Genomic DNA, 26,821 nt, shown 5'->3' on the forward strand with positions numbered 1-26,821 from the left:
TGGTGCCACCTCGCCGCTTCCCCGCATAGCTTCTCATGCATCAGAGCACTCAACAGCAAAAGGTGCGGGGAAATTCGCGCTTACCGAAAGACCGCAAGGCCCGGAGCGACACGCCTTGGTAAGCGCATCATGCAGCCAGTGGACTGGCCGCGACCAAGCGGCAGTCGCAAAGGCAGACGAAACTAACGCACCACATGGTGAACCTTGCAATGAGGAGTCGGGCGCCGGCACCTCGTACGATCGCCATCGTCAAGAGGATCGAAGCGTTAATCACTCCGACCAGGGCCGATGCGATCGATCAGGCGAGCGTTTTGCTGGATCAGTTCAAAGGTGAGTCAGGAACAACCGCCCGCTCTAGTCGTCGGGGCGCTTGAGAACTCTGAAATCGCCCGAACGTGCGCTTGGCTCTGCATCATAATCCTTTGCCATGAGCCCGCGTTGCAGCAACGCCCGTACTGCCTCAGCACGGTTTGGCAGTCTGTTCTCAAACCGCCAAGCATCCAGGACAGCGAGCTCCTCCGCATTGAGCATGAACTGCAGACGATATGTTCGCTTGGGGGCATCCACTTTTTCAGCTCTCTCATTGCGTCGGCAAACAGTTTCTGCGTCAGTTCGCTCACCGAGATGACGTCTGTACCGGCGGTATCCGGCAGGTGTTCTGCCATCCATTTGTCGAGGAAGTTTATCCCGCGTGTGCTCATATCGCCATAAGCTGGACCAAAGCTTTAAGTTCCAGCAGACGCCGAAACCATCAACGGTCGAACCGGTCGATCCAGACTGAAACTTGTGTACGGATTCGTACTCATGCGGACTTAGCGCCAGATATCATTGCTAGAGACAGGGATTAGTAGGATATTTGGCCATCGCTTGCTGACATCAGGGCGCAAGCGACTGAGAGATGCGCGTGCTCTTGCCCCGATAGGGAGGCGACGAGCATGGCTCAGCTCCAGCAATCAATAATTCGCAATCGTCTGCTGACGTCTTTGTCGCCTGACGACTTTGCACTGGTGCAGCCGCATCTTGAGGCGGTCACATTTGAGTTGCGAGAACATCTGTTCAGAGCCGATCAAACAATCGCGCATGTGACCTTCCCAGAATATGGGATTGCATCAATCGTCGCCGACACCGGGGAAGGACGGTTTGAGGTCGGCATGGTGGGATCGGAGGGTTTGGTGGGTACAGCTTTGGTGCTGGGCGTGGACCGCACGCCGCACTCCTGCATGGTTCAGGCTGCGGGCGAAGCATTCCGCATTGGAGCCGGAGACCTACACGCTGCGATGGACCAGAGCCCCGCGTTGCGCGCGCTCCTTCTGCGCTTCGTGCATACCTTTATCGTTCAAGTCAGCCAGACGGCCTATGCCAATGCCGGCTACTCCATTGAGGAGCGGCTGGCGCGATGGCTGCTCATGACGCATGACCGGCTGGAGCAGGATGACATGCCCCTCACGCATGAGTTCATGAGCATCATGTTGGGTTCGCGTCGGCCCGGCGTCACGATTGCGGTGCAGATGCTGGAGAGCGTCGGCGCGATCAGAGCCACGCGTGGAAACATCACGCTTCGGGATCGCGAGAAGCTGGAACAGATTGCTGGCCAGTCCTACGGCTTCGCCGAGAAGGAATACTCCAACGTGTTCCAATTCCCGATCAAGCGAGAGAGATGAGTGGCGGCCTTGCGCTACTTCCTGAATGTTCGCTATCGCGGTCGGATGATACCTGACGCCGAAGGCGACGAACTGCCAGACGATGAGGCTCTACGCGCCCATGCGCTTGCCAATGCGCGGGACCTCGTCTTCCGCACACGCATGTACACGATCCGCAGCTGGTTCGACTGTAGTTTCGAGGTCACCGACGAGAGCGGCAGAGTGGTCCTCGTAATGCCATTCGACGAGGTGCTTGGGCCAGCTTAGCCGGTCCGAAACGCGACTGTTCGGTATCGTACGAAGCCTTGAAGGCCGCAACAATCCCTGCCTAAAATCTTGGCTAAGTACCGGGAGGATACATGGCCCCGCTAGCCCTTCTCTTCCCTGAAGTCTTGCAAAGAGGCATGCCGCAGATCTTCCTCGCCGCGCAAGTGCTTCACGCGGCCGATCAGCCCTGGCTTCACCCATTGCGTCGCCGGCCGCTTCATGCCCTTCGGCGCAAGGCCTGCGTGTTCCTGGACGCGCTTCCCGACATAGCGCCATGTGCCGCGTTCGGCCATCAGGGCCCTTGCCAAGGCCATCATTGAAACCGTCGAACGGCTATCTCGATAATTCCGGCCGTTCCTCGCGAAATCCGGTAGCGAGATTTTTTCATACAAGGCCCCACAGCGAACACTCAAAAGGCTCAAAAGGGTCGGCAGCTTTCGCTGTTCTCCCGCTGTTTTCAGTGGCGAGACCTTAATCGGAAGGGAGAAAGGCATATGGGCCTGGTTTTTACTGGCGAAGAGGGAACCACTGAGCGGTTCGAGTTGGTGCTTGAAGCCTTTGATGGAACAGAGCGCGTCCTCGTCGTGACATCGACCGAAGCGATCGAAGACTTCGGCCTGGATGCCGTCCGTGAAATGGCATCTAAAAAGTACGATGCAGGGCAGTTGGACGAGACCGGCCGCGTTAGAGTTCTGACTAGCGACCTGCAAGGTAAATAGCCCGCCACCGTGAGGCAGCGTGGCTCGACCGAGCGGCTCACTCGCGAATGAAGCCCTGAGGTTATTTGTTGTTTTTGAGGAGACGAGCTTCCCGCAAGATCGAGCTGCGATCGAAGCCGACCAGCGATGCTATCTCGCGTATTTGTTGTTCGGTGGCCCCTGACTCCCGCGCAAGATCGCTTACTATTTGGGGTTTCATGGCGGGGCGCCCTTTTTCTTCTGACATCACACCAAATGCCTCGTATTGGGCTAAGAGCGCGATGGTCGCTCCTAAGCGTCAGCGGCCATGTTTTGTTGCTGACGATCTGCTATTGTACGCTTTCGGACAGATTTCTGCCAGCGGGCTAGGAAAGATAGGCCTAGCTCTCATCGTCGAAACCCAGCAGCGAGGCATGGCGTATATATTTGTGCTCGCCGCGGAGGTGCTTGACGCGGAGCTTCACCTCTCCCGGCTTCACCCACTTGGTCGCAGGCCGTTTCCTAATACCCTCGGGCTTGTGGGCGGCATGATCCTGGACGCGCTGCCACAACCGCTTCTTCATGTCACGGCTGAGCGAGATAAAGGCTGTCCCGACATATTGCCCCGGTGCCAGGCTGCGCCAAAAGGGCCATGGCGGCCTTACCCGGCTCGTTCTCGACGCCCATCAGCTCGTATTTGTTGATGACGAAACTCTTGGTCTTCAGCCAGTCGATGGTCGGGCCGCTTCGATACGCGCTGTCGGCGCGCTTGGAGACGATCCCCTCTAGCCCCGCCTGGTCGGCGCGATACGGTCGGCCGCGAACTCTGCTCCAACCCCAAGGTCCGCAAGATCAGTTTCACGGGCTCGACGGAGGTCGGCCGATTGCTCATGCGCCAGTGCTCGGACCAGATAAAGAAAGTCGGTCTAGAGTTGGGTGGCAATGCGCCTTTCATCGTCTTTGATGATGCCGACATCGATGCTGCCGTCGACGGTGCAATCCAGGCCAAGTTTCGCAATGCCGGCCAGACCTGCGTTTCCGCGAACCGCCTTTACGTCCAGTCGGGCGTTCATGATGCGTTCGTGGACAAATTCGTGGATGGTGTCCGCCAGCTTCAGGTCGGCGACGGCTTCGATCCAGGTGTCGCCATCGGTCCGCTGATCGACGGGCATGCACTGGCCAAGATCGAACTTCACATTGCCGATGCCTTGGCCAAAGGTGGCGCGATCCGATGTGGCGGCGGCCGGATCGGCAGCGACGGCACGTTTTTCCAGCCTACGGTCCTCAGCGGCGTCACAAGGTCACAAGGGAAATGACCGTGGCGCAAGAGGAGACCTTTGGACCCTTGGCGCCGATTATCCGCTTCGAGGATGCCGATCAGGTCGTGCGTGAGGCCAACGACACGATCTACGGCCTTGCCGCGTATTTCTATCCTTCAAACCTGAAGCGTGTCTGGCGTGTAGCGGAGGCCCTGGAATACGGCATGGTTGGGATCAACACGGGACGAATGTCCTCAGAAGCCGCGCCCTTCGGCGGGATAAACAGTCCGGCATCGGGCGGGAAGGTTCCCGCCACGGCCTCGAAGACTATCTTGAAATGAAGTACCTCTGCATGGGCGGCATCTGAGGCGGCGGGCGGCGACTGCCGCGATGAAGGCCAGCGGACGGCCGGACGCCACGAAATCGACCCGCAGTTTCAGATTCGTGGAACAATCCACACCCAGTCTGCCTCATAAAGGGCCCGGTTTTCCGCCTATTTTTTTGGCGGTCGAACGTCGTCAATTGCCTTTGTCACTGTGGCGGAACGCGGCGCGATAGCCGGTTAGCAACAAGCTTTGGGCGTCATTCTCTCTGGCGGAATCGACCCCTTCCGACAAAAGCCTGACCTTTGCCAGTCTTCTACGGGCCAGCGTTCGCGCCAAAAGTTCAAAGCCGCGTCCGTAACATTCAACAATGAAAGCCAGCGTTATCAGGTCGAGCAGAAAGTCGTCTATCGCATGCGTGAGCGCACCAGACCTTTGTTCAAGCTGAAGCAGCAAGGCGCGCGCCTCTTCGATCGCGGCCCGGCAATCGTCTGCGTCTATCAGTGAATCGATCCTGTCAAACATCTGCAAGCGTCCTCACTCTCCCTAAGCCACACGCAGCGCATCGAACGCCGCTGATGAATGAGTTTCCAACAAAAGCACAGGGTCGCGTTTCGCGAAAAGGCATCGCTCGGCAAAGTGCGCGTTGATGAAGCCTGGTGCGTTAAGCGACAAGTGAATCCGACCTTACCAGATATCTTCGAAGGCGAGTGAGCCGGCCCACGCCTGCGTGCCGCAACCCTCAATGCCGAGGAAACTGTTCTGCACTCGCCGGAGGCAAACAGTTCCTCTCTATTCTTCCAGCCGCCACGGTTCAGCCTAGATTACATGGGAAGCGCTAATAACGGAAAGCAAAGGGTTCGCAAAATGAGTAGGGTGGCTGGATCAAACGAAGATTTGGCTGCACCAACGACCTTTGGGCCACTTTTGCAGCCCACCTTTCGTTCGATCTGGCTCGCGACGCAGGTTTCAAGCCTCGGCTGGTTAATGCAGACTGTCGCCATCAGCTGGCTGATGGCGACGATCTCGACTTCCGATCTGATGGTGGCGTTGGTGCAGGCTTCGTCGAACCTGCCCGCTTTCGTCCTGTCCGTTTTTGCCGGGGCTCTCGCCGACAATTTCAGCCGGCGCCGGGTCATGTTCGCCGGTCGGTGCCTTATGGTGATTGCGTCCGCGATGCTGACCGCGTCCGTGGCGCTGGGCTTTGTCAGTCCGTGGATGATCCTCGGCTTCAGCTTCTTGATCGCAAGCGGCGGTGCTCTCAATGATCCGGCCTGGCAAGCGTCGGTTGGCGATATCGTGGATCGACGCGATGTTCCCGCTGCCGTCACCCTGCTTTCTGTTGGCTTCAACACCGTCCGGACTGTTGGCCCGGCGCTCGGCGGCTTTGTGGTTGCCTCATTCGGCCTCATGGCGGCATTTGCCGTGACCACGCTCACCTATTTCGTACCCTTGGCCACTATTTGGCGCTTCAAGTGGAAGGTTCGTTCTTCGCCACTGCCGCGTGAGCCGATGAGGACGGCGATCTATGATGGGCTGCGCTTCACCGCGATGTCATCGGAAATCAAGACTGCGATCGCGCGCGGTACCCTCTTTGGCTTGGCGAGCATCGCCATACTCGCGCTGCTGCCGGTGGTTGTCCGCGACCAGCTGGGAGGAGGCCCGCTTGCCTATGGCGCGCTCATGGCCGGCTTCGGGACAGGTGCCGTCTTCGCCGGCCTCTCCAACAGCCTGTTCAGACGGAGCTTGTCGCAAGAAAGGCTGATGAGGCTCTCCTGCGTCGCCTGCGCGGCGTGTTCTCTCTCCCTGGCACTGACATCTTCGATTGCGGTGGCGGCAATTGCACTCGCCTTGGGTGGCGCCGGCTGGGTCACCGCCTGGTCCGGGGTCGGTGTGAGCGTGCAGCTGGCGAGCCCGCGCTGGGTCGTGGGGCGCACCATCTCAATCTACTATGCTTTGATAGATGGTGGCATCGCGCTCGGCAGCTGGGTGTGGGGCACGGTGGCCGAAAACCATTCGTTGCCCTGGGCGCTGGAGGGCTCCGCTGGAGCCCTGTTGATCGTCGCTGCAGCCGGCGTTCTGTTTCCTCTTCGCGAGCGCCGCGACTCCGAGCCCGATCCTTTGGAGGAATTCGACGCCCCAGCTGTCGCTCTCAGTTTGAAGCCGAGAAGCGGCCCGATCGTGGTCAAGATCGAATATCTGATAGCCGAGAGAAATGTCGAGGCCTTCCTCGACCTCATGCGGCAGCGGCGTCATGTACACAGCCGCGTCGGTGCTCGGAACTGGACGCTCCAGCGCAACCTTCAGAAGCCTATGCAGTGGACAGAAACGTTCCGCACGCCGACCTGGACGGACTACCTTCGCCTCAATCATCGTCTGACGGAAGTGGACAAGGAACTGGACGAGCGTGTCTTTCAGCTGCACGCGGCCGAGACCCCATCTCAAATGACACTTTCCATCGAGCGGCCGACAAGCTCGGCCCGCAAGCCCGAGCACTCAGCTTTTCGCCATCCCCGTCATTGAAGCCTGGCCGGCATCTCTGTCATCAATCGATGGCTACGAGCGCGACCGGTCAGCCCCCGACCTTCAAGACCATCGACATCGAAGCGGCCGCGAGTTGCCTATAAAACATCACTGCACTCTTATTGTTTGTGACGCATGCGGGTGGTGAGCGGTTTTCAAAGGCCTCGTTTCCTGCTGACAAAGTTAGCTTGGACCACTGAATTGCCGATCGCTCTCGGATCCTGGTGCGAGTATGAAATCAAAGACGGGCTCAGGCTGGGCAGGCTTTGGCTCCCGCAGAACAACCGGGTAAGCTACGATCGCTTGGGCATGTTCAGCGAGCGCGGCGGGTGTCATTCCCAGTGCTTTCTCAAACAGGCCGCCCGGCACTCTCACCACCTGACGAAAAAGCCCTGCAGCTCTTGTAGCATGGCGCGCCGCAGCGACCCGCTTGCCCTCGCGGATCTTCACCCCGGCCGCCGCCAACAGGATCAGCCCCTTGAAGAACAGGCGGTGCTGAGCGCTTTGTTTGGCAGCGTGCCAAAGAGGCTCCCAAGCCTCATGCGCTTCCCAGTAGTAGCCGTGGTTGAAAAGATCGATCCCCCATCGAAACACATCTGAGCCGAGCGCTTCGCCAACGGCGACCGTCACCGGATCTGTTCGGTAACTATGGCCCAAGGGATCGCGCACCGGATGCGGATGTTTGCCGGGCAGATACGCATAGCTCGGGAAACTCTTTTCGGGCAGCAAGCGAGGGCGTGACATAGACCCAGCAAACACGAAAGCGCGTTAACGGGCAATTCATGCTGAGCGCGCCCTGACACGCAAGCAGTCTTAACCGGCTTTTAAACCGTGCCGAGATTGGCAAAAACGCGCTTTGCGAGATACATGACGCTGGGTAAGCGGCTGATGCAAGGAGGAGATATGATTCTGCGACTGAAGGAGCGGCTCGGCAAACGGTTTGAGGAAGAAGTCCAATTCTTCAAAGGCTGGCAGAAGGACAAGAAGGGCGTGGGAGCCCTTATTCCCACTTCGGTTTATGCGGCACGCCGGATGGCAAGCGTGGTGAATCCACGGTCAGGATTGTCGATTCTGGAGCTCGGCGCGGGAACTGGTGTCATCACAAAGGCGATCCTGGCTAGGGGAATCAAGCCGCACCAGCTGGTTTCAGTCGAATATTCCAACATTTTCTACAACTGCCTGGTGCAACGCTTCCCGAATGTGGACTTCAGGTTGGGCAACGCATTTACGCTGGACGAAGCTTTGGGTGACCGCAAAGGTGAACAGTTCGATTGTGTTGTAAGTGCAGTCCCACTGTTGAGCTTTCCAATGGAACAGCGTGTCGCGCTGGTTGAGGATCTGCTTGCCCGTATTCCTGCCGGCCGGCCCCTAATTCAGATCACATATGGACCTCTGTCGCCGGTGATCAAGATGCCAGACCGTTACGTGGTTTCCCACTATCACTTCGTTGTCCGCAACATACCGCCGGCACAGCTCTGGACTTATCGTCGAGCAGTCTAGCCAGATCTGGACGGTTTCCTTCTCTGAGGGTTCCGCTGGGTGGTGGCCTTCCACCCAAACAGGATGTGGACAGAGCAGGGGCAGACGCCAGATTGCCAAGAAGACGAAGCGGTCCTGGTTTGATTTGACAGACGAGCGGTGGGTGCAGTTCGGACAGCTGATGTCGAAGCCTCGACGTCGCGGTCGTCCGCGCGAGGTAATTCCGGGAGGTTGTCAGGGCAAGCGCTAGAGCGGCGGACTTTCATGTGAGTCCATACCCTGCGGCTGCGAAGTAATTTCTGCATTCTGTTGGAGAGAAGAGATTGCAGATATCGCCAATGGCCTGCCACAGGGCGTCGATGGTTCTGATGGCCTTTGCGCGCAGGTGCGCCTTGAGCTTGGCAAATGCCATTTCGATGGGATTGAGATCTGGGCTGTAGGGCGGCAGGAAGAGCAGCCATGCGCCTCTGGCCCGGATCGCTGCCTCGGCGGCCGGGCTCTTGTGGGCAGCGAGATTGTCGAGGATGACGACATCGCCCTTTGCCAGCGTCGGAGCGAGCTGCGTTTCGACATAGGTTTCGAAGATGCGCCGGTTCATCGGCGTGTCGATAACAAAAGGGGCCGTGAGCCCATGACAGCGCAACCCGGCGATGAAGGTCTGCGTCTTCCAATGCCCGAACGGTGCCTTTGAGCGCAGCCGTTGGCCCTTTAGGCAGCGGCCGCGCAGACGTGTCATCTTCGTAGTGGTTCCGGTTTCGTCGATGAACACCAGCCGATGTGGCTCAAGCCGCATCCGCGGCTGGCGCCTGGTCTGCCACTCCTGCCGCGCCTTGCTGACGTCGGGACGATCTTGCTCGCTGGCCAGCAGCGTTTTTTTGAAGCGATAGCCATTCCTGATAAGCCAGCGCGAGATCGAGGCAGGAGCGACCTGGACGTCTGTAGCAGCGGCCAGCTCGGCGGCAAGCTCCGGCATGGTGGTGTCATCCTTCTCGGCCACACGGCCAAGCAGGAACGCACGATGCGGGTCGAGCTTGGAATGGCGGCGGCCACCGCTGGCCTTGGGCGCCAGGCTCTCGGTCTTTCGATAGTTCCTCATCAGGATCACGACAAACGAAACCGACACCCCAAAATGTGCCGCCGCCGCACGCCGCGAGTGGCCAGCCTCGACAAACCGCACAACACGTTCACGCAAATCGAGCGAATAGGGCTTGGGCATGGCAAATCACCTCCTACAGGAAGTGAATCATGAACCACGCCTCACTGGAATCTGAAGGGTTCTGTGAGGTCCGGGCACAGCCGGGGCACGCAGGCTCGACGTCGGACCTCATTGCAAGCCGGATTGAACGAAGCCGCGGGCTAATCTGGCGCTATGGGGATTGTAGCCTGGAGGGGCGGTCGGGATTGTCTTCGTCGGGTGAATGAAGGGCAACCGCGATGCGACCCCAAGGGATGATGGCACGGTGGAAGGTCGACTCTTGATGGCGATCACCGCGGATTGGGTGGGGACGCCTTCTGTCGCGGGCACGAGTGCTCGCGGTCTTGTGCGGAAAGTCAAAGGTCGGCATGCCGGCGCGGATGCCGACGGATACCAAAGCTGGTGATGTGGACCTGCCGCGTACGATCATGAGGTGTTGTCCCACAAGGGACCTGGCGGCGCTTGTCCGCAGCGCCAGATGGCCAGCGTGATCATCGATCCTCCACAGCATGGGCAGCGATGCGCTAATGAGAGGGGCGCGGGCGTGCTTTCGACGCGCGGTTCGATATTGTCCTGCAGCGGGTTGGCCAGCAGCCTGCGACACAGGTCGAGCTTTGCGGCGCGATGGCCGTTGGCGAGGAATCCATAATGGCGGATGCGGTGGAAGCCGTCCGGCAGGGTGTGCAGCAGGAAGCGCCTGATGAACTCGTGCACATTCAGCGTCATGAGCTTTGCCTTGCCGCCATGCTGATAATCTCTCCAGCGGAACACAATCTTGCCGTCGGCCATGCTGACGAGCCGGGAGTTTGCGATGGCGACACGGTGGGTATAGCGACCGAGATAAGCCAGCACCTGCTCTGGCCCGCCGAACGGCGGCTTGGCATAGACGACCCATTCGAGGCGGCGGGCCTCGCCCAGCCGGCGTCTGAACACGACGGGCAGCGCCAGTTCGGCGAGATCGCCGAAGAAGCTCAACTTGCCCGCTTCATACGCTGTCCGCAGTTCCTCCAGAAAGAGTCGGCGGAACAGGCGCGACAGCACCCGCACCGGCAGGAAGAAGCCGGGCTTGCAAGAGATCCAGCGCGTTCCATCGGGCGACAGCCCACCACCTGGCACGATGCAATGGATATGGGGATGATAATGGAGGTTCTGACCCCAACTGTGCAGGACGCCGACAAGGCCGATCTCGGCTCCCAGATGTTTGGAATCGGCGGCGATGGTGCGTAGCGTCTCGGCGGCCACCTTGAACAAGATCGTGTAGACCGCCGCTTTGTTCTGGAAGGCGATCGCCGCGATTTGCGCCGGCAGCGTGAAGACGACGTGGAAATAGGGAACCGGCAGGAGTTCGCCCTGCCGCGCGGCAAGCCATTCCCGGCAGGCCTGTCCCTGGCACTCACATGGGCGGACTCGGGTCAACCGGATTGTGTACGGCTTACGGCTTCATGGATTATCTCCTGGAGTTGCTACGGATCCGAGGTTGAGCCTGTTTCCAATACGAGCATTTCTGGCTCGGTTGAAACTCACATACGGTCGCCGCCCCAGGGCGGCTGCACCCTTATCCCGCATACGGCGGCTAGGCTCAGGAGGACGTGACCATTCTTAGGGGCGGTTGTTGAGACCATATGCCAGGCCGGTTCGTCCACCTGGATCCGCCGGGGCTGATCAGGCCCCGTCAGATGGCGAAAGAGGTTTGGTTGGCTTCAGATCAGGTCGGCTTTATGATGGCGCCCTCCATCACCACTCCGGCGGTCGCATACTGCCACAGTGCGACCAGCAGTTTACGTGCCAAGGCGACGATTAGCGGCTTACGCAGCCGCCCACCGTTGCGCTCGACCCGCTGTTTGAACCACTGGCTGAGGGCCGAGTCTGGTTGGTGTCGCAGCCACAGCCAGGCCATCTGCACCATCGTTCCTCTCAGCCGCGGATTGCCCGCTTTTGAGACGCCTTGCTCATGATCGACAGAACCGCTCTGCCAGGGCGTTGGCGCAAGCCCGGCATAGGCCGCAAGCTGCCTTCGATTGTCGAAATGACGATAAAGACCTTCAGACCAGATTACGTTGGCGAACTCAGCGCCCACCCCCTTCAGCTGCAGCAGTCTCACCACCGGCGCCGGGTCGTTCGCCTTGGCCCGATCCAACAGCAGATCGTCGCGCGCCGCCTCGACCTTTTGCAACTGCTCCAGGATCAGCTCAAGCCGGTCGAGCTCACGCACAACCTGTGCCTTCAGGTGGAAAGGTAAGGCGCGACCATCACCCGTTTGCAGATCCTTGAGCCTAGCGCGTCGGTCGCGACGCAGCGGCTCATAGTCACCGACGCCCTGGGCGAACAGCAGCCCCTTGATCCGGTTGACGTGCTCCACCCGCTCGGCGATCAGCGTCTTGCGCTCCCGGCAGAGTCGGCGGCGATCCTCTTCCTCGGGGGTCGGCGGCCTGACCATGGAGCAGACCCGCGGCTCGCCACGCTTGTAGGCCAGCAAGCTCCGTACCAGGGTCTCGCCGTCGATCTTATCGGTCTTCGCCCGTCGGCGCCGCCGTGACACCAGGATCGAGGCGGCGTCGACCACGTGGCTCTCGATCGCTTCGCCCTGAAGCACCCGATGTATCCAGAAGCCGTCTAGTCCAGCCTCCTGAATGACAATAATCCGGAAGCGCTCGCCGGTTCGTGCCCGAGCCTTTTCCTGGAGCGTCGCAAACAGCTCCAGGAGTCCCGCAACGTCCCCGCCCCGCAGAGAATGCTTGGACATCTTCTCCCCGCCACCCGGCGACAGTGAAGTGATCAGCCAACTTGATCGAGACAGTTCCATCGAAACAAAGATCGCGCCAAGATCAATGCGGATAGAGGCCGGTTCCGGCCGATTTGCAACCTGTTGCATTGTCGTCTCCAGAATGGGTGGGTTTAGCAACGCCATTCTGCCGACGGCAGGTCGCTATCACCAGCCCATAGGATCTTCGGGCAGTGCCGATTGCGGCAGGAATTGTAGGCGACGCGGATCGCCCCGCAGGACCGGCAGCCCTCGACATGGCCGCCCAGTTCGGCGGTCCGGCATAGCTCGATCGCGCTCATCACGCGCCGCTCGACGCGCCCGAGATGGCCGTCATGGGCCTGCCGATACGCCTCGCCGTGGCGGCGGAAGATGTCCGCCACCTCCAGTCTCGCCGACATTGGCGGAACCGGTCAGCCCGGCGGCACAACCTCAATGGTCAGCCGATCGAGCGGGCTTTCCGTCCGCCGAATGAGACCGTTCGAGACCTTCGTGTAGCGCGCCGTGCTCGACAGGTTGTTGTGGCCGAGCAGCACCTGGATGATGCGGATGTCCGTACCGTTCTCCAGCAAATGCGTGGCGAAGCTGTGCCTGAGCGTATGCACCGTCACGCGCTTGTCGATGCCGGCAGCCGCACGCGCCGAGCGGCACGCCGAATAGAGAACCTGCACATCGATGGGGCGGTCGACGCCGCGCCCGGGAAACAGCCAACCCTGCGGCTTCGCCAGCCGCCAGTAGACTCGCAGGATGCGCACAAGCTGCGCCGACAGCATCACGGTGCGGTCCTTGCCGCCCTTGCCGTGATGGACGAGGATCACGCCGCGTTCACTGTCGATGTCGCCGACCTTCAGCCCGACGGTCTCCGAGGCGCGAAGTCCCGCGGCGTAGGCCGTGGTCAATGCCGTTCGGGTCTTCAGGCTCGGCACCGCCTCCAGGAACCGGACGACCTCGTCGGCGCTCAGCACCACTGGCAGCGTGCGTGGCGAGCGGGCGTAGACGATCCGCTCCGGGATCTCGGCATGGCCCAGCGTCACGCCGTAGAAAAACCGCAGCGCGCACACCGTCTGGTTCAGCGCCGGCCACGAGACTCCCGCCGAAACCAGATGGACCTGGAAGGCGCGGACGTCCTCCAGGCCGAGCCGGTCCGGCGAGCGGTCGAAATAGCGCGAAAACTTGGCCACCGCGTGCACGTAGGATCGCTGGGTGGCCGGCGACAGATTGCGGATCGTCATGTCCTCGATCATGCGTCGGCGAAGAGGGCTCAACTCGGCCATCTCAAACTCCTGTTCTCAAGATTGCGCTTCAACAGCCGCAATCCTTCAAAACAGAAGCGTCATCCGCAAACCCACGCACCAAATGACGCGTCAGCGGCTTCGTTCAATCCCTCGCGATTCAAACTGAACGTCCGACGCTCTAGCGCTGGGTGAAGCATCTGTTCGCCAATGGCGCCTATGGCTCAAGCTCACGGGCACCTGCACTTGATGGTCGAGATCATCCGTCGATTCGACGGTCAGAATAGCTCCAAATTCTGCCGCAGGGTGGTCGAGCGAACCTTCGGCGCGGCTACGGGTATCGATGTCTCTCAGCTCCTCCCTGAATTTCAAAACCGACTCAGAAAGGCGTCCTTCTTGGCGAAATCGGTGACGTGGTGCCGCAAGCACGGCTATTCTCGGACGGCGGCGCTAAGTTCGCCGGTCGCACGGACGGGCCAGAACGCGCTTGACAAACCGGAGCCGTCCCGTCCAACCTCACGCATTCACCAGGGGAGTCCCGGCAAGGGGCTGAGATACTGCTGGCATTCGCGGCGCAGTGACCCGTTGAACCTGATCCAGTTCATACTGGCGTAGGGACGGTGCAAGCGCTTTGCGGGAGTTTACGCCCGAGGTCCTGTTTCGGCAGGTCGACAGAAGCGTCTTTTCATCCTTCCGGCACAGAACTGGGTCTCCAATGCATGAGCAAAGGAGCCTCAAGATGAATGCCCTCACCCCCGCCGTGTCGACGGGACCGCTGCCCGCCTCGCGGAAGATCCACAAGCCCGGCACCATCCACCCGCAGATCAAAGTGCCGATGCGCGAAATCTCCGTCCATCCGACGGCCGGCGAGCCGCCCGTCACCGTCTACGATCCGTCGGGCCCCTATACCGATCCGGCTGTCGAAACCAGCATCGAAAAAGGGCTTGCCCGGCTTCGCCACCAATGGATCATGTTGCGCGGCGATGTCGAAGCCTATGACGGCCGCCACGTGCGGCCAGAAGACAATGGGTTTGCGGCGGGCGAGCGCCTAACACCGGAATTTCCAGTCCGCAACCGGCCACTCCGGGCCAAGACCGGCAAGGCGGTGACACAGTTTGCCTATGCGCGCGCTGGCATTATCACGCCCGAAATGGAGTTCGTCGCCATCCGCGAGAATCTTGGTCGCGAGATCCTGCACGGCAAGCTTGAGCGCTACGGCGAGGCCTTCGGCGCGGCGATCCCCGACTTCGTCACGCCGGAATTCGTCCGCCACGAGGTGGCGCGCGGACGCGCGATCATTCCCGCCAACATCAATCATCCCGAGAGCGAACCGATGATTATCGGTCGCAATTTCCTGGTCAAGATCAACGCCAATATCGGTAACTCCGCCGTCACATCGTCGATGGCCGAAGAGGTCGAAAAGATGGTCTGGGCGATCCGCTGGGGCGCCGATACGGTGATGGACCTGTCGACCGGCCGCAACATCCACAACATCCGCGACTGGATCGTCCGCAACTCGCCGGTGCCGATCGGCACGGTGCCGCTCTACCAGGCGCTCGAGAAGGTTGGCGGCATTGCCGAGGATCTGACCTGGGAGGTGTACCGCGACACGCTGATCGAACAGGCCGAACAGGGCGTTGACTATTTCACCATCCATGCCGGCGTGCGGCTGCACTACATCCCGCTGACCGTCGACCGGGTCACTGGCATCGTCTCGCGCGGCGGCTCGATCATGGCCAAATGGTGCCTGCACCATCACCGGGAAAGCTTTCTTTACGAGCATTTCGCCGAAATCTGCGACATCTGCCGCGCCTATGATGTGTCCTTCTCGCTGGGCGACGGCCTTCGTCCCGGCTCGATCGCCGATGCCAACGACGCCGCGCAATTCGCCGAGCTGGAAACGCTCGGCGAGCTGACCAAGATCGCCTGGGCGAAAGATTGCCAGGTGATGATCGAGGGGCCCGGCCACGTGCCGATGCACAAGATCAAGCAGAACATGGACAAGCAGCTCGCCGTCTGCGGCGAAGCGCCGTTCTATACGCTTGGACCGCTCACCACCGACATCGCGCCGGGCTACGACCACATCACCTCCGGCATCGGTGCTGCCATGATCGGCTGGTTCGGCACCGCCATGCTCTGCTACGTCACGCCGAAGGAACATCTCGGGCTTCCCGATCGCAACGACGTCAAGACCGGCGTGATCACCTACAAGATCGCGGCGCATGCCGCCGACCTGGCGAAGGGTCACCCGGCGGCGAAGATCCGCGACGACGCGCTGTCGCGGGCCAGATTCGAGTTCCGTTGGGAGGACCAGTTCAACCTGTCGCTCGATCCCGAAACAGCGCGGTCCTTCCACGATCAGACCTTGCCCAAGGAGGCGCACAAGCTGGCGCATTTCTGCTCGATGTGCGGGCCGAAATTCTGCTCCATGCGCATTTCCCACGACATTCGCGCCGAGGCGCAGAAGGAGGGCATGGCGGCGATGGCGGCGAAGTACCGCGAGGGCGGCGACCTCTACGTGCCGACGGACGAGACCGGCGCAGCGCTTATGCCTTCGGAGGCGCATGAGCGATCATGAGGGTGCTGGTCAAAGGGGCCGGCGTTGCTGGCCTCACCGCAGCTTTCGAGCTCGCCACGCGCGGCGCGGCTGTGACCGTTGCCGAGACAAGGCACAGCCTTGGCGGCAATGCGTCATGGTTCGCCGGTGGCATGCTGGCGCCCTGGTGCGAGCGTGAAAGCGCCGAGCAGTCCGTGCTCGATCTCGGACGCAACGCCGCAGACTGGTGGGATGCGGCGACGCCTGACCAGGTGACACGGGCAGGAACACTGGTCGTGGCCGCGCCGCGCGATTCGGGCGAGCTCGACCGGTTCGCCCGCCGCACGTCGGGCTATCGGTGGGTCGATGAAGATGAAATCGCGTTGCTGGAGCCCGACCTCGCCGGCCGCTTCCGTCGTGGATTGCTCTTCCCCGACGAAGCCCATCTCGACCCGCGCCAGGCGATGGCGGCACTGCATGACAGACTAGCAGCGATGGGCATCGAATTCCGCTTCGGCGCCGACGCCCGGCTTGGCTCCGGTTTCGGTCGTCAGATCGACTGCACGGGCATGGCCGCCGCCGATGACAGGTTGCGTGGCGTTCGCGGCGAGATGCTGATCCTGCGCACGCCCGATGTCTCGCTCTCGCGCCCGGTCCGGTTGCTTCATCCGCGCTTTCCGCTCTACGTAGTGCCGCGCACTGACCACCAGTTCATGGCCGGCGCGACGATGATCGAGAGCCAGTCCGCTGGACGGGTCACGGCGCGTTCCATGATGGAGCTTTTGGGCGCGACCTATACCCTCCATCCGGCCTTTGGCGAGGCCGAGATCGTTGAAACCGGTGTCGGCGTCCGTCCAGCCTTTCCCGACAATCTGCCGCGTGTCGAAGCACGCGAAAGCACCGTGGCGATCAACGGGCTTTATCGCCATGGCTTTCTCCTTGCGCCCGCCATGGCGCGCCAGGCTGCCAAGCTGGTTTTCAGTCAAGACAGAACCAAGGAAGCTTGCTCATGAAACTGATGGTCAACGGCGAAGCGCATGAGGTTGCCGCCACCACGCTGGCCGAGCTGCTTGCCGCGCTTGACTATGAGGGCGATTGGCTCGCGACCGCCGTCAACAGCGACCTCGTGCACAAAGCCAGCCGGGCGGAATTCCAATTGAACGACGGCGACCGGATCGAAATCCTCTCGCCCATGCAGGGAGGCTAGCATGTTCGATCTTCTCGGGACGACGCTTCCCTCCCGCCTGCTTCTCGGCACGGCTCAATATCCTTCGCCGGCCATCCTTGCCGATGCGGTCCAGGCATCGGGCACGTCGGTGGTGACCGTGTCCCTGCGGCGTGAAATGTCCGGCGGCAGGGACGGCGAAAAATTCTGGTCGTTGATCCGCTCGCTTGGTGTCAGAATCCTGCCCAACACTGCTGGCTGCCACTCCGTCAAGGAAGCGGTCACGACCGCACAAATGGCGCGCGAAGTCTTCGGCACGAGCTGGGTCAAGCTCGAAGTGATCGGCAACCACGACACCCTGCAGCCGGATGTGTTCGGTCTGGTCGAAGCCGCCCGCATCCTGTGCGAGGACGGTTTTGCTGTATTCCCCTATACTACCGACGACCTTGTCGTTGCCGAGCGGCTGCTTGCGGCGGGCTGCAAGGTCTTGATGCCGTGGTGCGCGCCGATCGGTTCCGCTCTCGGACCGATCAACATCAACGCGCTGCGCTCGATGCGCGGACATTTCCCAGGCGTTCCGCTGATCGTGGATGCGGGGCTCGGACGGCCGTCGCACGCGGCAACCGTCATGGAGCTCGGCTTTGACGCCGTACTCCTGAACACCGCAGTCGCCAAGGCGGCCGATCCGGTCGGCATGGCGCGTGCGTTCGGCAAGGCGTCGAGGCCGGTCGTGAAGCTTTCAACTCGGGAATGCTCGAACCGCGCGACGTCGCCGTGCCGTCGACGCCGACAATTGGCAGGGCAGTTTTTTCATGAAGCTCGACCCCTTCTACCTGATCGTCGACAGCGCCGCCTGGATCGAACGGCTGGTGCCGCTTGGCGTCAAGCTGGTTCAGTTGCGCATCAAGGATAGGGACGAGGCCACGTTGCGGACGGAACTCCGCCGCGCGAACGGCGTCTGCGCGGTCCATGGTTGCCAACTGATCGTCAACGACCATTGGCGGCTCGCCATTGAGGAAGGCTGCGACTTCGTCCATCTCGGCCAAGAGGATTTGGCTGCGGCCGACCTGCTGGCGATTAAGTACCCCGGATTGAAGCTTGGGCTCAGCACGCACGATCATCTCGAACTGGAAACGGCCATCGCTGCCGAGCCCGACTATATCGCGCTCGGCCCCATCTATCCCACCACCCTGAAGCAGATGAAATGGGCGCCGCAAGGGCTCGAGCGGATCAGCGAGTGGAAGCATCGGGTGGCGCCGATCCCATTGGTCTCCATCGGCGGCCTCAACCCCGACCGGCTCGACGGTGTCTTCGAGGCTGGTGCGGACAGCGCGGCGGTGGTCACCGACATCACGTTGAATGCCGATCCCGAAGCGCGCACGCGAGAATGGATCGAAAAGACAAAGCCATGGCGCTGAGGCGAGAACCGCATGTGCTCGTGGTCGGCGGATCAGACTCCAGCGGTGGGGCTGGAATTGCACGTGATATCGAGACGATCTCTTCCATTGGCATGCGCACGACTATGACGGGGCAACGCTAAGAGACCATTTCGGTCTGCCGCGCCCTCCCAATACGTTCAGCCAACTGCAAAAGGCGACCGCTTGAGCTACCTTCGCATCGAGCGTTTTCTCTTGGAGGGATTCGACCGGACACGGACTTCTCGCCCGCATCCCCCGGTCGGTGTTTTGCGTCGTGACGCGCTCCTGGCACATGTCTCCGGTCGGTTTCCGGTTCAGGCTCGGCCTTATTGGCAAGACGATAGCCGCCTCGGATAATCGTGTCCGCTGCATTGACTATTTTGCCGGACTGTTTCGTCTTCCTCGCATTAGCGGACGTTAAATTTCGAGTGTTTCGGCTTGCCGCAAATTAGGATCTCGGTGGCATAACTCCGCATGACTTTTGGGGTGCTGGCAGAAGACTGATGCGCGGGCGTGGGTGGATCAAGGCATTGCGTCAGGACGATGCCCGACAGGTGCGTGCGCACATCGCCGAACTGGAGCGCAACCTCATGGCGACCACACCTCAGGGGCGCCATCGACGTTTCGAAGCCGGGAATGAACTTCGTATTGCGAAATTCCGCCTGGAGCGTCTCGAGGAATGCATCGCCGCAATAGCGGACAAATGTGGGCGTTAGCGGAAGCTCGCCGCTCGAAATTGCCGCGCGGTACGGCCAGACTGTGCGTCGGCGCTGTAATCACAAGGCGGCCCGTCTGACACCGCTCGGTCGGGAGCACCTTTTCAAGCTGCGCTGGGCGGCAGACGCGCAGGCGCACGAGACTACCTGGAGACAACCCGCAAGTGGGGTCCGTAGTACCGGACGAGGGGCACCCGGCCGGCGGGGCCGCCCGTCGCGGCCAAATCGCCTCTATCGTAATTAATTGCCAAGTGACACTATTCGTCTTGATGGCTATTGGTTCGACGTTGCGCCCGCGCTGGCTACCGGAAAAGAGCTTTCCGTCCTATGCGTATCTTCCCGGCCGGCAGCCGCATCCCGTGCGCGATCCTGCAGGACATAGCTATCACAGCGAAGCAATTCAGATTGCTGAAGAGGCGTCGCTTGACTCGGACATGTTCCTCTGGGGTATCGACCTCTTCAATCATGGTTATTACTGGGAAGCCCATGAGGCTTGGGAAGGTCTTTGGCAGGTTGCAGATCGAGGCGCTCCGCTTCGGATGCTCTTCAAGGGATTGATCCTGTTATCGGCGGCCGGCGTGAAGATCCGCGAGGGCAAGCATGCGGCGGCGGTGCGTCATGCCGGACGCGCCGCGGCGGTCCTTCGTCGGCTGATGAACGCGCCGGATCGCACTATCGAGCGTGCGCTCGGCATGTCACTCGCAGTATTTGCCGGACAGGCCCAAGCCGCAGCAAGGATTCCGGCAGCCCCGCAGGCGACAGCGCTGGGTCAGCCCCAAGCCGTGTTTGATTTCATTCTCGGGTCAGGTTCCGGCGGAACGCCGATCAGATCGAAAAAAGAGAAACAGTCATTCGTAGAAGACGGTGGATTCACCGTTCCGTTTGCGGGCGAAGTGAACTGTCTGGCCCGTCGTGTTGAAAAGCGGCTCGAAGGCAATCCGGGCGAATCCGGCTTTGAACCTTTGCTGAGGTCTTTGGCTTCATGGCGATCGAACTTGCCCCGATCGTAGGAACGTCGCATGCCAATGCGAGTTTGATCCCTATCAGCCGCCCTCGCCGTTTACGGCGGAGATCGAGTCTGATACCCATTCTTCGTAGCGAGATCGGGTATAGGACTCAATCTACAAAGGTCGACATGCGGTTTGTAACCACGCCTGCTGCAGCACAGCTCACAGGCCTCTCGACAGTAACCCTGCGAGAGTGGACGAGTCGCCGCGCCCTTATCCCGGCTGACGTTCTGCCGAAAGGAAAAGGGTCGCCGGCTGGCTTCACATGGCACACAATTCTGCTGCTCCGCATTGTGGTCCTACTCCGTGATCGTTTCCATTTCGAACTTCAACCACATCAAGCCCTCTTCGCGAGTCTCAAAGCGGGCTTCCAGCGCACTTCCTTCATCGCGCTTTGGGGCAAATCACTTGTCCTGCGCGGCGATAGCGCATGGTCCATTGTGGACGAGGCCGACGGGCTTCCGTTGGCTGAAGATGCGGTAATCATCCGCCTGGAACCGCACCTCGAGGTTTTGTCGAGCGGCTTCTCGCTGCCTCACCCCGCCAAGTCGCCTGGGCAGCTGGAGCTGTTCCCGGCCCGGTCGATCGATGCTCCTGCCAAATCAAAAGCAGTCGACGCGGCCGGTCAACCTCGGGAGACTGCGACACCCGTTCGCAGGAGGTCAGCTTGACCAGTGCCGCCTACAAGCAGGCGCTGGAGGCGACGGGTTATCTGGCTTCCAACGGCCTCCCCGCGCCGGGTTTGGTGCCGGCAGATGATCCGCGCGCAGCTAAGATGCGTGCGATCTTCTCAGATGAGCGAGTAGGACTGCGGGCCGATGCCGTGTTCTCAGCTCAGAACGCTCCCACCAGCATATTCAAAGATGCTGGCGACGCGGAGCCCTCAGACGACGACCTTCGTCAGTGGCATGAAGCGGCGTGGAATGTTGGCATTGCGCCTCTTCTCTGGATTATCACGCCTACGGATGTACGCCTTTACGACTGCTACGCCTCGCCCGAACGTGCTGCCGAGGCTGCGGGTCAGGCGCCGCAGGCTTTAGATCGCTTCGTTCTGCAGTCTGCCGATCGCCTGCGCGCGCTGGACATTCAATGTGGTCGCATCGCAACCGAAACCGGCGCATTCTGGGCCAGTCCAATTGGGTCGAAGATCAACCGGCGACATCGCGTCGACCGCGAACTTCTCGCTGAGATCTCCGCATTAGAGGATCGCCTTACGGCTCTCGACGATCCGCAAACGGATCGCGCTGTCGCACATGCGCGCGATATCGCGCAGCGGTTCATCGGGCGCTGTATCTTCACTTGGTATCTGCTGGATCGCGGGATTGCCCAACCCTTCCTGCCAAGCGAGATGCCGGCTGACCTCAGCGCAATGTTCGCGACGCCGTCAAGCGCGTTTGCCCTATTCGACTGGCTGCGAACCACATTCAACGGCGACCTGTTTCCGATGGACGACCCCGGCGCCGAGCACGAGCAATTAACACCGAAGCATCTCGAACTTATCCGCGACTTCGTGGAGGGACGAAGTCTTATCCCGGACCGCCTTGGACAGGGTCGGCTCTTCCGCTTCCGATTCAACGCCATTCCGGTCGATCTTGTCAGCTCGATCTACCAGCAGTTCGCGAGGACGAGCGCGGCGGATGAGGCGCGATCGCAGGGTCTACACTACACACCAGTCGAACTCGTCCACCTCACACTCGACCCCGTTTTCGAGGGCCTGTCGTCACACGCGACGATTATAGATCCGGCATGTGGATCGGGCGCCTTCCTCGTGGAAGCTTTTCGTCGACTGGTGTGGCGCGCTGCAGAGGGTCAGCCCGCAACCCGAGATCTCGTTCGCCGCATTCTCTACACCCAGCTTTTTGGCGTCGACATCAACCGTGCGGCACTTGGTATCGCAGCGTTCAGCCTATATCTCGCCGCTCTGGAGCTCGACGAACAGCCGATCAGTGACATCCGCGATCTGAAGTTCGATCGCTTGATCGATACCACCCTGTTTGAAGCGGACTCTCTGGGCGAGAAACTACCTGCGCCGATCACCAGCCGGACCTTCGACGCGGTGGTCGGCAATCCGCCATGGACGTTCGTCAAGAAGGAGCTCGGTGCCGACAGGCGGCGTACATCCGACTCGTCGACGTTGCGGCCAAGGCGGAGCCCCGACCAAGCATTCCTGTCGCTTGGTGCTGAACTGGCCGGTGTCCATGGCCGTGTCGGCATGGTGATGAAGGCCACGCCCTTCTTCTCAAAAGATGTTCACGCCGTCGCGGCGCGAAACCATCTCTTGGAGCATCTCGGGCCAGTCGCGCTGATCAATCTCTCTTACCTTCGTCGCGAGGATCTCTTCCCGGACGCCGTCGGTCCCGCACTGCTATTCTTCGCTCGCTGTGGCCTAGGCCCCCAAGCAGACCGCATGCTGGTCGGCTCGATCCCATGGACTCCGGACTTCCGAAGGACAGGGGTCTTTGGCCTTGGTCCCGGAGAAATCCGTTCCATCCCGCTTAAGCGGGTGTTGGCGACACCTACCTTCCTCAAAGCGGCGACCTTCGGAACGGTTCGTGACGGCTGGCTCATCGAGCGCCTGGAGAAGGACTTCCAACGCTTTGACGTGCTGATGCAGACGCTAGAGCGCGACCCATCCGCCAACCGAGGTCAAGGTTTCCAAGTCCGCGGCGACGCAAACACCCCACCTAGCAGCTATCGAAATTTGAAGGTCGTGGCGCCGGAGAAATTCTCGGCGTTCCGCCTCGACTATGGTTCACTAGACGATTTCACTCATCCAACGTTGCACCGGCCCCGACGTGAATCGATTTTCCTCGGTCCGATCCTGCTCTGCTCCAAGGTGGGCAACGCCTCAGGCGCAGAGCGTGGACGCTACAGCGCTGCGGTCAGTAGCCGCGACGTACTGTATACGCAGAACTTCTACGGAGTTTCCTTCGCCGGCGCCGATGTAAAGTACGCCTTCGCGCTTAGTGCGATTCTGAATTCTAGCCTCACATCCTTCCAGTTTGCATTCGGCGGGCCAACCTGGGGCTTAGAACGCCCAACGGTTGAGCCTCATGATCTCCTCTCTTTGCGCATCCCTGATCTGACTAAAATCGATCCCGCCCTCCTGAACGCGCTAATCGAAGCAGAGAAGAAGGCGGCGGCAGATCCCACGAGCTCCGTCCGCCTAACAGCCCTCGATGAGGCTGTTTTCGATGCATATGACTTGGATGCGGATGAGCGAACGCTCGCCCGAGACAGTATCGATCGCGCACGTTACCTCATCTTCGAGAATCGAAGCGAGCGCGGCGGTCTCATCACGCCCCCGGGCGCAGAAGCGTTGCGTGCTTATGCCGGCCAGGTCACGAAAACGGTCGACGCATACCTACGCGCTCGCGACGAGCGCCATCTTGAAGCGGTGATCTACCCGGCGCGGCTGACCAAGCCCGTTTTGGCATCTGGCGTGCCCGGTATCACAGCCGTTCGTTTCGTAATGGCCAAAGGCGGTCCCGGTCGGGAGCCGGTCGTCCGCGACGGCGATCCCGCGGAGCTAGATGCATTAGGCGCACTCCTGCGGGGCCAATTTGACGCTCCGATACCGCCTTACCTGAACGAGCGGCGCCAAATTCGACTTTATGGATCAGACGATCTTTTCATTCTCAAGCCGAGCGAAATCCGAAACTGGACCCGCACGGCCGGACTGAACGACGCCGATGTAATCCTCGCCGACCACTGGCTGCGGAGGGGAAGCACCGTTGCTCACGCCTGATGTCCCTTTTGGCCTTCCATCGTTCTCGCTTTCGGGTGATCAGATCGCGACCGTCGTCGATCTCCTCTGCAAAGGCTGTGACGAGGCAAAGCCGCATCTAACAGCCGGCATGCTCGAAGTCCCGACAACGATTGTCGTTCGGAAGGCGATGCGTCGAGTCAAGAAGGCGCTGGGGCTGACGAACCTTCAAATACGCGGTGAACACGAGCTTGAAGACATGGCAAGCGACGACCCGTCAATTTTGGGTCGGATCGATATCACCTTGCAGTTTGTGCATCAGTTTGGCGATGAAGACGCCTATGTAGCCGTCGAATGTAAGCGTGTTCACGCAAGTGATTCAACACTCAACGGCAGTTATGTCGCCAAAGGCGTCGATCGATTTGTAACGGGTCAGTATGCTGCCGGCCATGACTGGGGATTTATGCTCGGCTACGTGTTAGCACTTCCGGCTTCTGCCGTTGTTGATGCCGTAGATGCACGCGTTCGGAAGGCCTACGGTGAATCCGCGGGGCTAACGGCTGAAGCTGCACATTCCCTAGCATTGGCCGTGCTGGAGGGCGCGCTGGTTCAAAACGGCACCCACACGATCAGACTAAAGCATGTGTTCGTCGATATGGTCCCGGCCGCGCCCGCTAATACTGCCTGAAGCGGTCAACATTCGGTGCTGATTCACACCTTGTGAGCCCTGCTGTGTTATGCATGGTAAGCTGGCGGCTGAACGAGATAACCGCCGAGCAGATGGGCCCCGGGACCACTCTACATCGCCGTTCCGCCGGCGCTGGGGTGGAACCGGCTCCCGACCAACGGCCGCCGGCCTCGAGGCAGGCTCATCGAGATGATCCGACCGCCTTGGAACAAGATGGGGGTAGAGGCATGATGCAGCGTGGGCAGCGTGTCTCCATGGACGCGAGCGCCGAGGATGGGATCACGATCATTCGCATCACGCGCGGCCGCAAGGGCGACGCCATGGCTACCGTGGAATCGTTAGAGTGGTTTGAGCCGGACGGTCACAAATACACCTACGCCGCTGCTCAGGAAACGGGGCGCGGTCCGGCCGTGGAGGTGCTCGCCGACTTTAAGGTGCGGGCAGTCGTTGCGCTTGAGAGCGACAACATTTGGGATCCGGCATGGGGTGACCTGCTGCCAATCGGCCGTTAACCGTGCCCGACAATAGTGTGCACAACATGCTGCTGAAGTGGCCGTCCGGAAGCGCTACCGGAAGTCCCGCGTCTTCACCTTGATGCGGTCGATGTGCTCGTAGGGATCGACGATATCGCGCGTTTTCGGCATGCCGCGCGGATCGATGCCCGATCCACCGTGATGGGCCTCGTCACCGCCGCCATGTGGCAATGGAAACGGCGTCTCGCGGTTTCCCACGCTTGCAAGCTCGCCAGAGAGGTCTGTCAGCTCGTGAGCGACGAGATGCACGACCTCCCCTTCCCGCTGGATGCGGCCGCGCACGCCGAGCATGGCCGACGAGAGAAGCACGCGCCGGAATTTCTCGAACACCTTGACCCGTACGACGACGTTTGCGGCGCCCGTCTCATCCTCCATGGTTAGGAACATCACACCTTTGGCCGATCCCGGCCGCTGCCGGACCAGCACCAGGCCCGCGGCCTGGACCCAGCTTCTGTCTCGCGCCTGCATGGCCTCCTGACAGGTCACGATGCGACGGCGACGAAGATCGGCACGCAGGAACGACATAGGGTGGCTACGCAAGGTCAGCCCGACATGACTGTAATCCTCGACCACTTCGCGTCCTGCAGTCATTGGCTTGAGTGCAAGCGAGGCTCCTGGATTTCCGGCACGGTTTTCTGTTCGCGGGACGTGGCGGCCGCAAACAGGGGCAACGGTTCATCGCGCAGAGCCTTGATCGCCCAGAGCGCATCACGGCGGGCAAGGTTGATATCCGGCAGAGAGGCATCGGCCTCGGCGAGCTGGACCAGTGAAGCCGCCGGCACCCCGGCGCGGCGCCACAGATCGTCTAGCGAGACGAAGGGCTCATCGGCCCGCGCAGCAATGATCGCCGCCCCGTCATCATTGGCGAGACCCTTCACCATGCGCAGGCCGAGCCGGACAGCGAAGCGGTCTTCGGCATCGGTCGGCTCCAGCGTGCAATCCCAGCGGCTGGGATTGACGCAGACCGGACGCACCTCGACGCCATGATCACGAGCGTCGCGCACGATCTGGGCCGGCAGATAAAAACCCATGGGCTGCGAATTCAGCAACGCGGCACAGAAGACATCCGGATGCCAGCACTTCATCCAGGATGAGGCGTAGGCGATCAGCGCGAAGCAGGCGGCGTGGCTTTCGGGGAAGCCGTAGCTGCCGAACCCTTCGAGTTGCGAGAAGGCACGATGCCGGCAAGCGAATTGCGATCGACGATAGCGAGCGCCTCGATGCCGAGCAGTGCCGCCTGCGCAAACAGCTCCTCGCAGGATGATGCTCCACGCAGGAACGAGAAATGCGAGGTCACCTGCAACTCGGCATATCGGGTGACGCCTCTCATCCGAAGATCCCGTGCATGAACCATTTGTGCGATCCGGTCGCGGCATCCTCCCCGTCGCCGGCACGGAAGAGCCAGTAGCGTTCGCCGTTCTCGTCCTCGACCTGGAAATAATCCCTCACCGCCGCGAGCTCGGCGTCGCGCTTCCACCATTCCCCGAAGACGCGCTCCGGGCCGTCTGCCCGTTTCACGCGTCCTCGGCGGCCGTCGCGGCAAGCCGCATCAGCTCGATGCCAAATCCGGGATCGATGGTGTCGATCTTGTCGGTGAGCAGCCGGGTCAGGTGTGAATCGGCGTGCAAAATTGACCCCATAAGCCGGGGAATCGGCGTCCAATTTTGACCCCCCTGATGCTTTGATTTGCGACCAT

At 60.9% G+C, this 26,821-nt stretch carries 23 protein-coding genes, 8 pseudogenes and 1 riboswitch; of the genes and pseudogenes, 18 read left to right on the top strand and 13 right to left on the bottom strand.

What is annotated here, in order from left to right:
• Positions 1–935: 935 nt before the first annotated feature.
• Positions 936–1,661 carry a Crp/Fnr family transcriptional regulator gene (locus NKH01_RS33130; RefSeq protein ID WP_352595849.1) on the top strand — a complete coding sequence of 242 codons (726 nt, stop codon included), beginning with the start codon at positions 936–938 and terminating at the stop codon, positions 1,659–1,661.
• Positions 1,662–1,907: a DUF6894 family protein gene (locus tag NKH01_RS33135; RefSeq protein ID WP_352595852.1), complete on the top strand. Its 246-nt coding sequence runs from the start codon at positions 1,662–1,664 to the stop codon at positions 1,905–1,907.
• A gap of 101 nt (positions 1,908–2,008) precedes the next feature.
• Here NKH01_RS33135 and NKH01_RS33140 read toward each other — a convergent pair whose 3' ends face one another.
• On the bottom strand, positions 2,009–2,401 hold the full coding sequence (locus NKH01_RS33140) for a hypothetical protein (RefSeq protein ID WP_352595855.1): 393 nt from the start codon (positions 2,399–2,401) through the stop codon (positions 2,009–2,011).
• On the opposite strand from NKH01_RS33140, the gene NKH01_RS33145 reads away from it, so the two are divergent.
• Positions 2,402–2,626, top strand: coding sequence for a hypothetical protein (locus tag NKH01_RS33145; RefSeq protein ID WP_352595858.1), 225 nt, complete (start codon positions 2,402–2,404; stop codon positions 2,624–2,626).
• Between the two features lie 359 nt (positions 2,627–2,985).
• Here the strand turns inward: NKH01_RS33145 and NKH01_RS33150 are convergent, their stop codons facing one another.
• Positions 2,986–3,168 (bottom strand): hypothetical protein, encoded by a 183-nt coding sequence (locus NKH01_RS33150; RefSeq protein WP_352595861.1) that lies wholly within the window; start codon positions 3,166–3,168, stop codon positions 2,986–2,988.
• A 228-nt stretch (positions 3,169–3,396) separates the two neighbouring features.
• Here NKH01_RS33150 and NKH01_RS33155 point away from each other — a divergent pair.
• A pseudogene (locus tag NKH01_RS33155) lies at positions 3,397–4,210 on the top strand (aldehyde dehydrogenase family protein); the annotation flags it as partial.
• A 151-nt stretch (positions 4,211–4,361) separates the two neighbouring features.
• Here NKH01_RS33155 and NKH01_RS33160 read toward each other — a convergent pair.
• Positions 4,362–4,691 (bottom strand): hypothetical protein, encoded by a 330-nt coding sequence (locus NKH01_RS33160; protein ID WP_353024509.1) that lies wholly within the window; start codon positions 4,689–4,691, stop codon positions 4,362–4,364.
• Between the two features lie 342 nt (positions 4,692–5,033).
• Here NKH01_RS33160 and NKH01_RS33165 point away from each other — a divergent pair, with 342 nt between their 5' ends.
• Positions 5,034–6,689, top strand: a complete 1,656-nt coding sequence (locus tag NKH01_RS33165; protein WP_353024521.1) for an MFS transporter — start codon at positions 5,034–5,036, stop codon at positions 6,687–6,689.
• A 183-nt stretch (positions 6,690–6,872) separates the two neighbouring features.
• On the opposite strand, the gene NKH01_RS33170 is transcribed toward NKH01_RS33165, so the two are convergent.
• Positions 6,873–7,418, bottom strand: a complete 546-nt coding sequence (locus tag NKH01_RS33170; protein ID WP_352784863.1) for a DUF309 domain-containing protein — start codon at positions 7,416–7,418, stop codon at positions 6,873–6,875.
• 174 nt (positions 7,419–7,592) lie between these two features.
• Between NKH01_RS33170 and pmtA the strand changes: the two genes are divergently transcribed.
• Positions 7,593–8,189 carry a phospholipid N-methyltransferase PmtA gene (pmtA, locus tag NKH01_RS33175; protein ID WP_352595873.1) on the top strand — a complete coding sequence of 199 codons (597 nt, stop codon included), beginning with the start codon at positions 7,593–7,595 and terminating at the stop codon, positions 8,187–8,189.
• Between the two features lie 241 nt (positions 8,190–8,430).
• On the opposite strand, the gene NKH01_RS33180 is transcribed toward pmtA, so the two are convergent.
• From NKH01_RS33180 to NKH01_RS33200, 5 genes and pseudogenes are all read right to left on the bottom strand, one after another.
• Positions 8,431–9,384 carry an IS630 family transposase gene (locus NKH01_RS33180; RefSeq protein WP_352595869.1) on the bottom strand — a complete coding sequence of 318 codons (954 nt, stop codon included), beginning with the start codon at positions 9,382–9,384 and terminating at the stop codon, positions 8,431–8,433.
• Positions 9,385–9,789: 405 nt separating this feature from the next.
• Positions 9,790–10,773: pseudogene (locus NKH01_RS33185) on the bottom strand (IS91 family transposase); the annotation flags it as partial.
• Positions 10,774–11,068: 295 nt separating this feature from the next.
• Positions 11,069–12,235, bottom strand: coding sequence for an IS110 family RNA-guided transposase (locus NKH01_RS33190; protein WP_353024511.1), 1,167 nt, complete (start codon positions 12,233–12,235; stop codon positions 11,069–11,071).
• Between the two features lie 74 nt (positions 12,236–12,309).
• Positions 12,310–12,525 (bottom strand): annotated as a pseudogene (locus NKH01_RS33195) (transposase zinc-binding domain-containing protein); the annotation flags it as partial.
• Positions 12,526–12,537: 12 nt separating this feature from the next.
• The gene (locus NKH01_RS33200; protein WP_150834625.1) at positions 12,538–13,398 is read right to left on the bottom strand and encodes a site-specific integrase; all 861 of its coding nucleotides are present in this window, start codon (positions 13,396–13,398) and stop codon (positions 12,538–12,540) included.
• Between the two features lie 477 nt (positions 13,399–13,875).
• Positions 13,876–13,992: riboswitch (TPP riboswitch) on the top strand.
• A gap of 103 nt (positions 13,993–14,095) precedes the next feature.
• On the opposite strand from NKH01_RS33200, the gene thiC reads away from it, so the two are divergent.
• The 12 genes and pseudogenes from thiC (at position 14,096) to NKH01_RS33260 (ending at position 25,104) form a co-directional block, all read left to right on the top strand.
• Positions 14,096–15,934 carry a phosphomethylpyrimidine synthase ThiC gene (gene thiC / locus NKH01_RS33205; protein ID WP_353024512.1) on the top strand — a complete coding sequence of 613 codons (1,839 nt, stop codon included), beginning with the start codon at positions 14,096–14,098 and terminating at the stop codon, positions 15,932–15,934.
• Positions 15,931–16,933: pseudogene (gene thiO / locus NKH01_RS33210) on the top strand (glycine oxidase ThiO). Before thiC ends, thiO begins: the two are co-directional and overlap by 4 nt.
• A complete protein-coding gene (thiS, locus tag NKH01_RS33215; RefSeq protein ID WP_353024514.1) occupies positions 16,902–17,099 on the top strand; it encodes a sulfur carrier protein ThiS in 198 nt (65 codons plus the stop codon). Before thiO ends, thiS begins: the two are co-directional and overlap by 32 nt.
• 1 nt (position 17,100) lies before the next feature.
• A pseudogene (locus NKH01_RS33220) lies at positions 17,101–17,873 on the top strand (thiazole synthase).
• On the top strand, positions 17,870–18,475 hold the full coding sequence (locus NKH01_RS33225; protein ID WP_353024515.1) for a thiamine phosphate synthase: 606 nt from the start codon (positions 17,870–17,872) through the stop codon (positions 18,473–18,475). The pseudogene NKH01_RS33220 and the gene NKH01_RS33225 overlap by 4 nt, the downstream one beginning before the upstream one ends.
• Positions 18,466–18,582 (top strand): annotated as a pseudogene (locus NKH01_RS33230) (hydroxymethylpyrimidine/phosphomethylpyrimidine kinase); the annotation flags it as partial. The gene NKH01_RS33225 and the pseudogene NKH01_RS33230, both read left to right, overlap by 10 nt.
• Before the next feature lie 423 nt (positions 18,583–19,005).
• Entirely contained in the window at positions 19,006–19,191 is a 186-nt protein-coding gene (locus tag NKH01_RS33235) for a hypothetical protein (protein ID WP_353024516.1), read from the top strand.
• Between the two features lie 269 nt (positions 19,192–19,460).
• Positions 19,461–20,201, top strand: a complete 741-nt coding sequence (locus NKH01_RS33240) for a DUF309 domain-containing protein (RefSeq protein WP_353024517.1) — start codon at positions 19,461–19,463, stop codon at positions 20,199–20,201.
• Between the two features lie 125 nt (positions 20,202–20,326).
• Positions 20,327–20,869, top strand: a complete 543-nt coding sequence (locus tag NKH01_RS33245; protein WP_352596158.1) for a hypothetical protein — start codon at positions 20,327–20,329, stop codon at positions 20,867–20,869.
• Positions 20,866–23,946: an HsdM family class I SAM-dependent methyltransferase gene (locus NKH01_RS33250; RefSeq protein WP_353024518.1), complete on the top strand. Its 3,081-nt coding sequence runs from the start codon at positions 20,866–20,868 to the stop codon at positions 23,944–23,946. The genes NKH01_RS33245 and NKH01_RS33250 overlap by 4 nt, the downstream gene beginning before the upstream one ends.
• On the top strand, positions 23,933–24,592 hold the full coding sequence (locus tag NKH01_RS33255; protein ID WP_352596164.1) for a hypothetical protein: 660 nt from the start codon (positions 23,933–23,935) through the stop codon (positions 24,590–24,592). Before NKH01_RS33250 ends, NKH01_RS33255 begins: the two co-directional genes overlap by 14 nt.
• A gap of 227 nt (positions 24,593–24,819) precedes the next feature.
• Positions 24,820–25,104, top strand: a complete 285-nt coding sequence (locus NKH01_RS33260; protein WP_353024519.1) for a hypothetical protein — start codon at positions 24,820–24,822, stop codon at positions 25,102–25,104.
• A gap of 54 nt (positions 25,105–25,158) precedes the next feature.
• On the opposite strand, the pseudogene NKH01_RS33265 reads toward NKH01_RS33260, so the two are convergent.
• The 4 genes and pseudogenes from NKH01_RS33265 to NKH01_RS33280 all read right to left on the bottom strand — a co-directional run.
• Positions 25,159–26,303, bottom strand: a pseudogene (locus NKH01_RS33265) (helix-hairpin-helix domain-containing protein); the annotation flags it as partial.
• Entirely contained in the window at positions 26,231–26,455 is a 225-nt protein-coding gene (locus NKH01_RS33270) for a hypothetical protein (RefSeq protein WP_353024522.1), read from the bottom strand. The pseudogene NKH01_RS33265 and the gene NKH01_RS33270, both read right to left, overlap by 73 nt.
• A pseudogene (locus NKH01_RS33275) lies at positions 26,452–26,658 on the bottom strand (DNA polymerase Y family protein); the annotation flags it as partial. The pseudogene NKH01_RS33275 and the gene NKH01_RS33270, both read right to left, overlap by 4 nt.
• Positions 26,640–26,821: hypothetical protein (locus NKH01_RS33280; RefSeq protein WP_353024524.1), on the bottom strand; the 182-nt coding region annotated here is incomplete at its 5' end. The pseudogene NKH01_RS33275 and the gene NKH01_RS33280, both read right to left, overlap by 19 nt.

It is taken from the genome of Mesorhizobium sp. M1403 (assembly GCF_040317695.1).
Taxonomy (GTDB): domain Bacteria; phylum Pseudomonadota; class Alphaproteobacteria; order Rhizobiales; family Rhizobiaceae; genus Mesorhizobium.

Bases quoted from the DNA above. Each gene is read 5' to 3' on its own strand.
- NKH01_RS33200 (WP_150834625.1), bottom strand. From the start codon at position 13,398: ATGGCCGAGTTGAGCCCTCTTCGCCGACGCATGATCGAGGACATGACG.
- thiS (WP_353024514.1), top strand. From the start codon at position 16,902: ATGAAACTGATGGTCAACGGCGAAGCGCATGAGGTTGCCGCCACCACG.
- NKH01_RS33240 (WP_353024517.1), top strand. From the start codon at position 19,461: ATGGCTATTGGTTCGACGTTGCGCCCGCGCTGGCTACCGGAAAAGAGC.
- NKH01_RS33160 (WP_353024509.1), bottom strand. From the start codon at position 4,691: ATGTTTGACAGGATCGATTCACTGATAGACGCAGACGATTGCCGGGCC.
- NKH01_RS33270 (WP_353024522.1), bottom strand. From the start codon at position 26,455: ATGAGAGGCGTCACCCGATATGCCGAGTTGCAGGTGACCTCGCATTTC.
- NKH01_RS33180 (WP_352595869.1), bottom strand. From the start codon at position 9,384: ATGCCCAAGCCCTATTCGCTCGATTTGCGTGAACGTGTTGTGCGGTTT.
- NKH01_RS33165 (WP_353024521.1), top strand. From the start codon at position 5,034: ATGAGTAGGGTGGCTGGATCAAACGAAGATTTGGCTGCACCAACGACC.
- NKH01_RS33225 (WP_353024515.1), top strand. From the start codon at position 17,870: ATGAAGCTCGACCCCTTCTACCTGATCGTCGACAGCGCCGCCTGGATC.
- NKH01_RS33150 (WP_352595861.1), bottom strand. From the start codon at position 3,168: ATGAAGAAGCGGTTGTGGCAGCGCGTCCAGGATCATGCCGCCCACAAG.
- NKH01_RS33140 (WP_352595855.1), bottom strand. From the start codon at position 2,401: ATGCCTTTCTCCCTTCCGATTAAGGTCTCGCCACTGAAAACAGCGGGA.
- NKH01_RS33245 (WP_352596158.1), top strand. From the start codon at position 20,327: ATGCGGTTTGTAACCACGCCTGCTGCAGCACAGCTCACAGGCCTCTCG.
- thiC (WP_353024512.1), top strand. From the start codon at position 14,096: ATGAATGCCCTCACCCCCGCCGTGTCGACGGGACCGCTGCCCGCCTCG.
- NKH01_RS33145 (WP_352595858.1), top strand. From the start codon at position 2,402: ATGGGCCTGGTTTTTACTGGCGAAGAGGGAACCACTGAGCGGTTCGAG.
- NKH01_RS33190 (WP_353024511.1), bottom strand. From the start codon at position 12,235: ATGCAACAGGTTGCAAATCGGCCGGAACCGGCCTCTATCCGCATTGAT.
- NKH01_RS33130 (WP_352595849.1), top strand. From the start codon at position 936: ATGGCTCAGCTCCAGCAATCAATAATTCGCAATCGTCTGCTGACGTCT.
- pmtA (WP_352595873.1), top strand. From the start codon at position 7,593: ATGATTCTGCGACTGAAGGAGCGGCTCGGCAAACGGTTTGAGGAAGAA.
- NKH01_RS33260 (WP_353024519.1), top strand. From the start codon at position 24,820: ATGATGCAGCGTGGGCAGCGTGTCTCCATGGACGCGAGCGCCGAGGAT.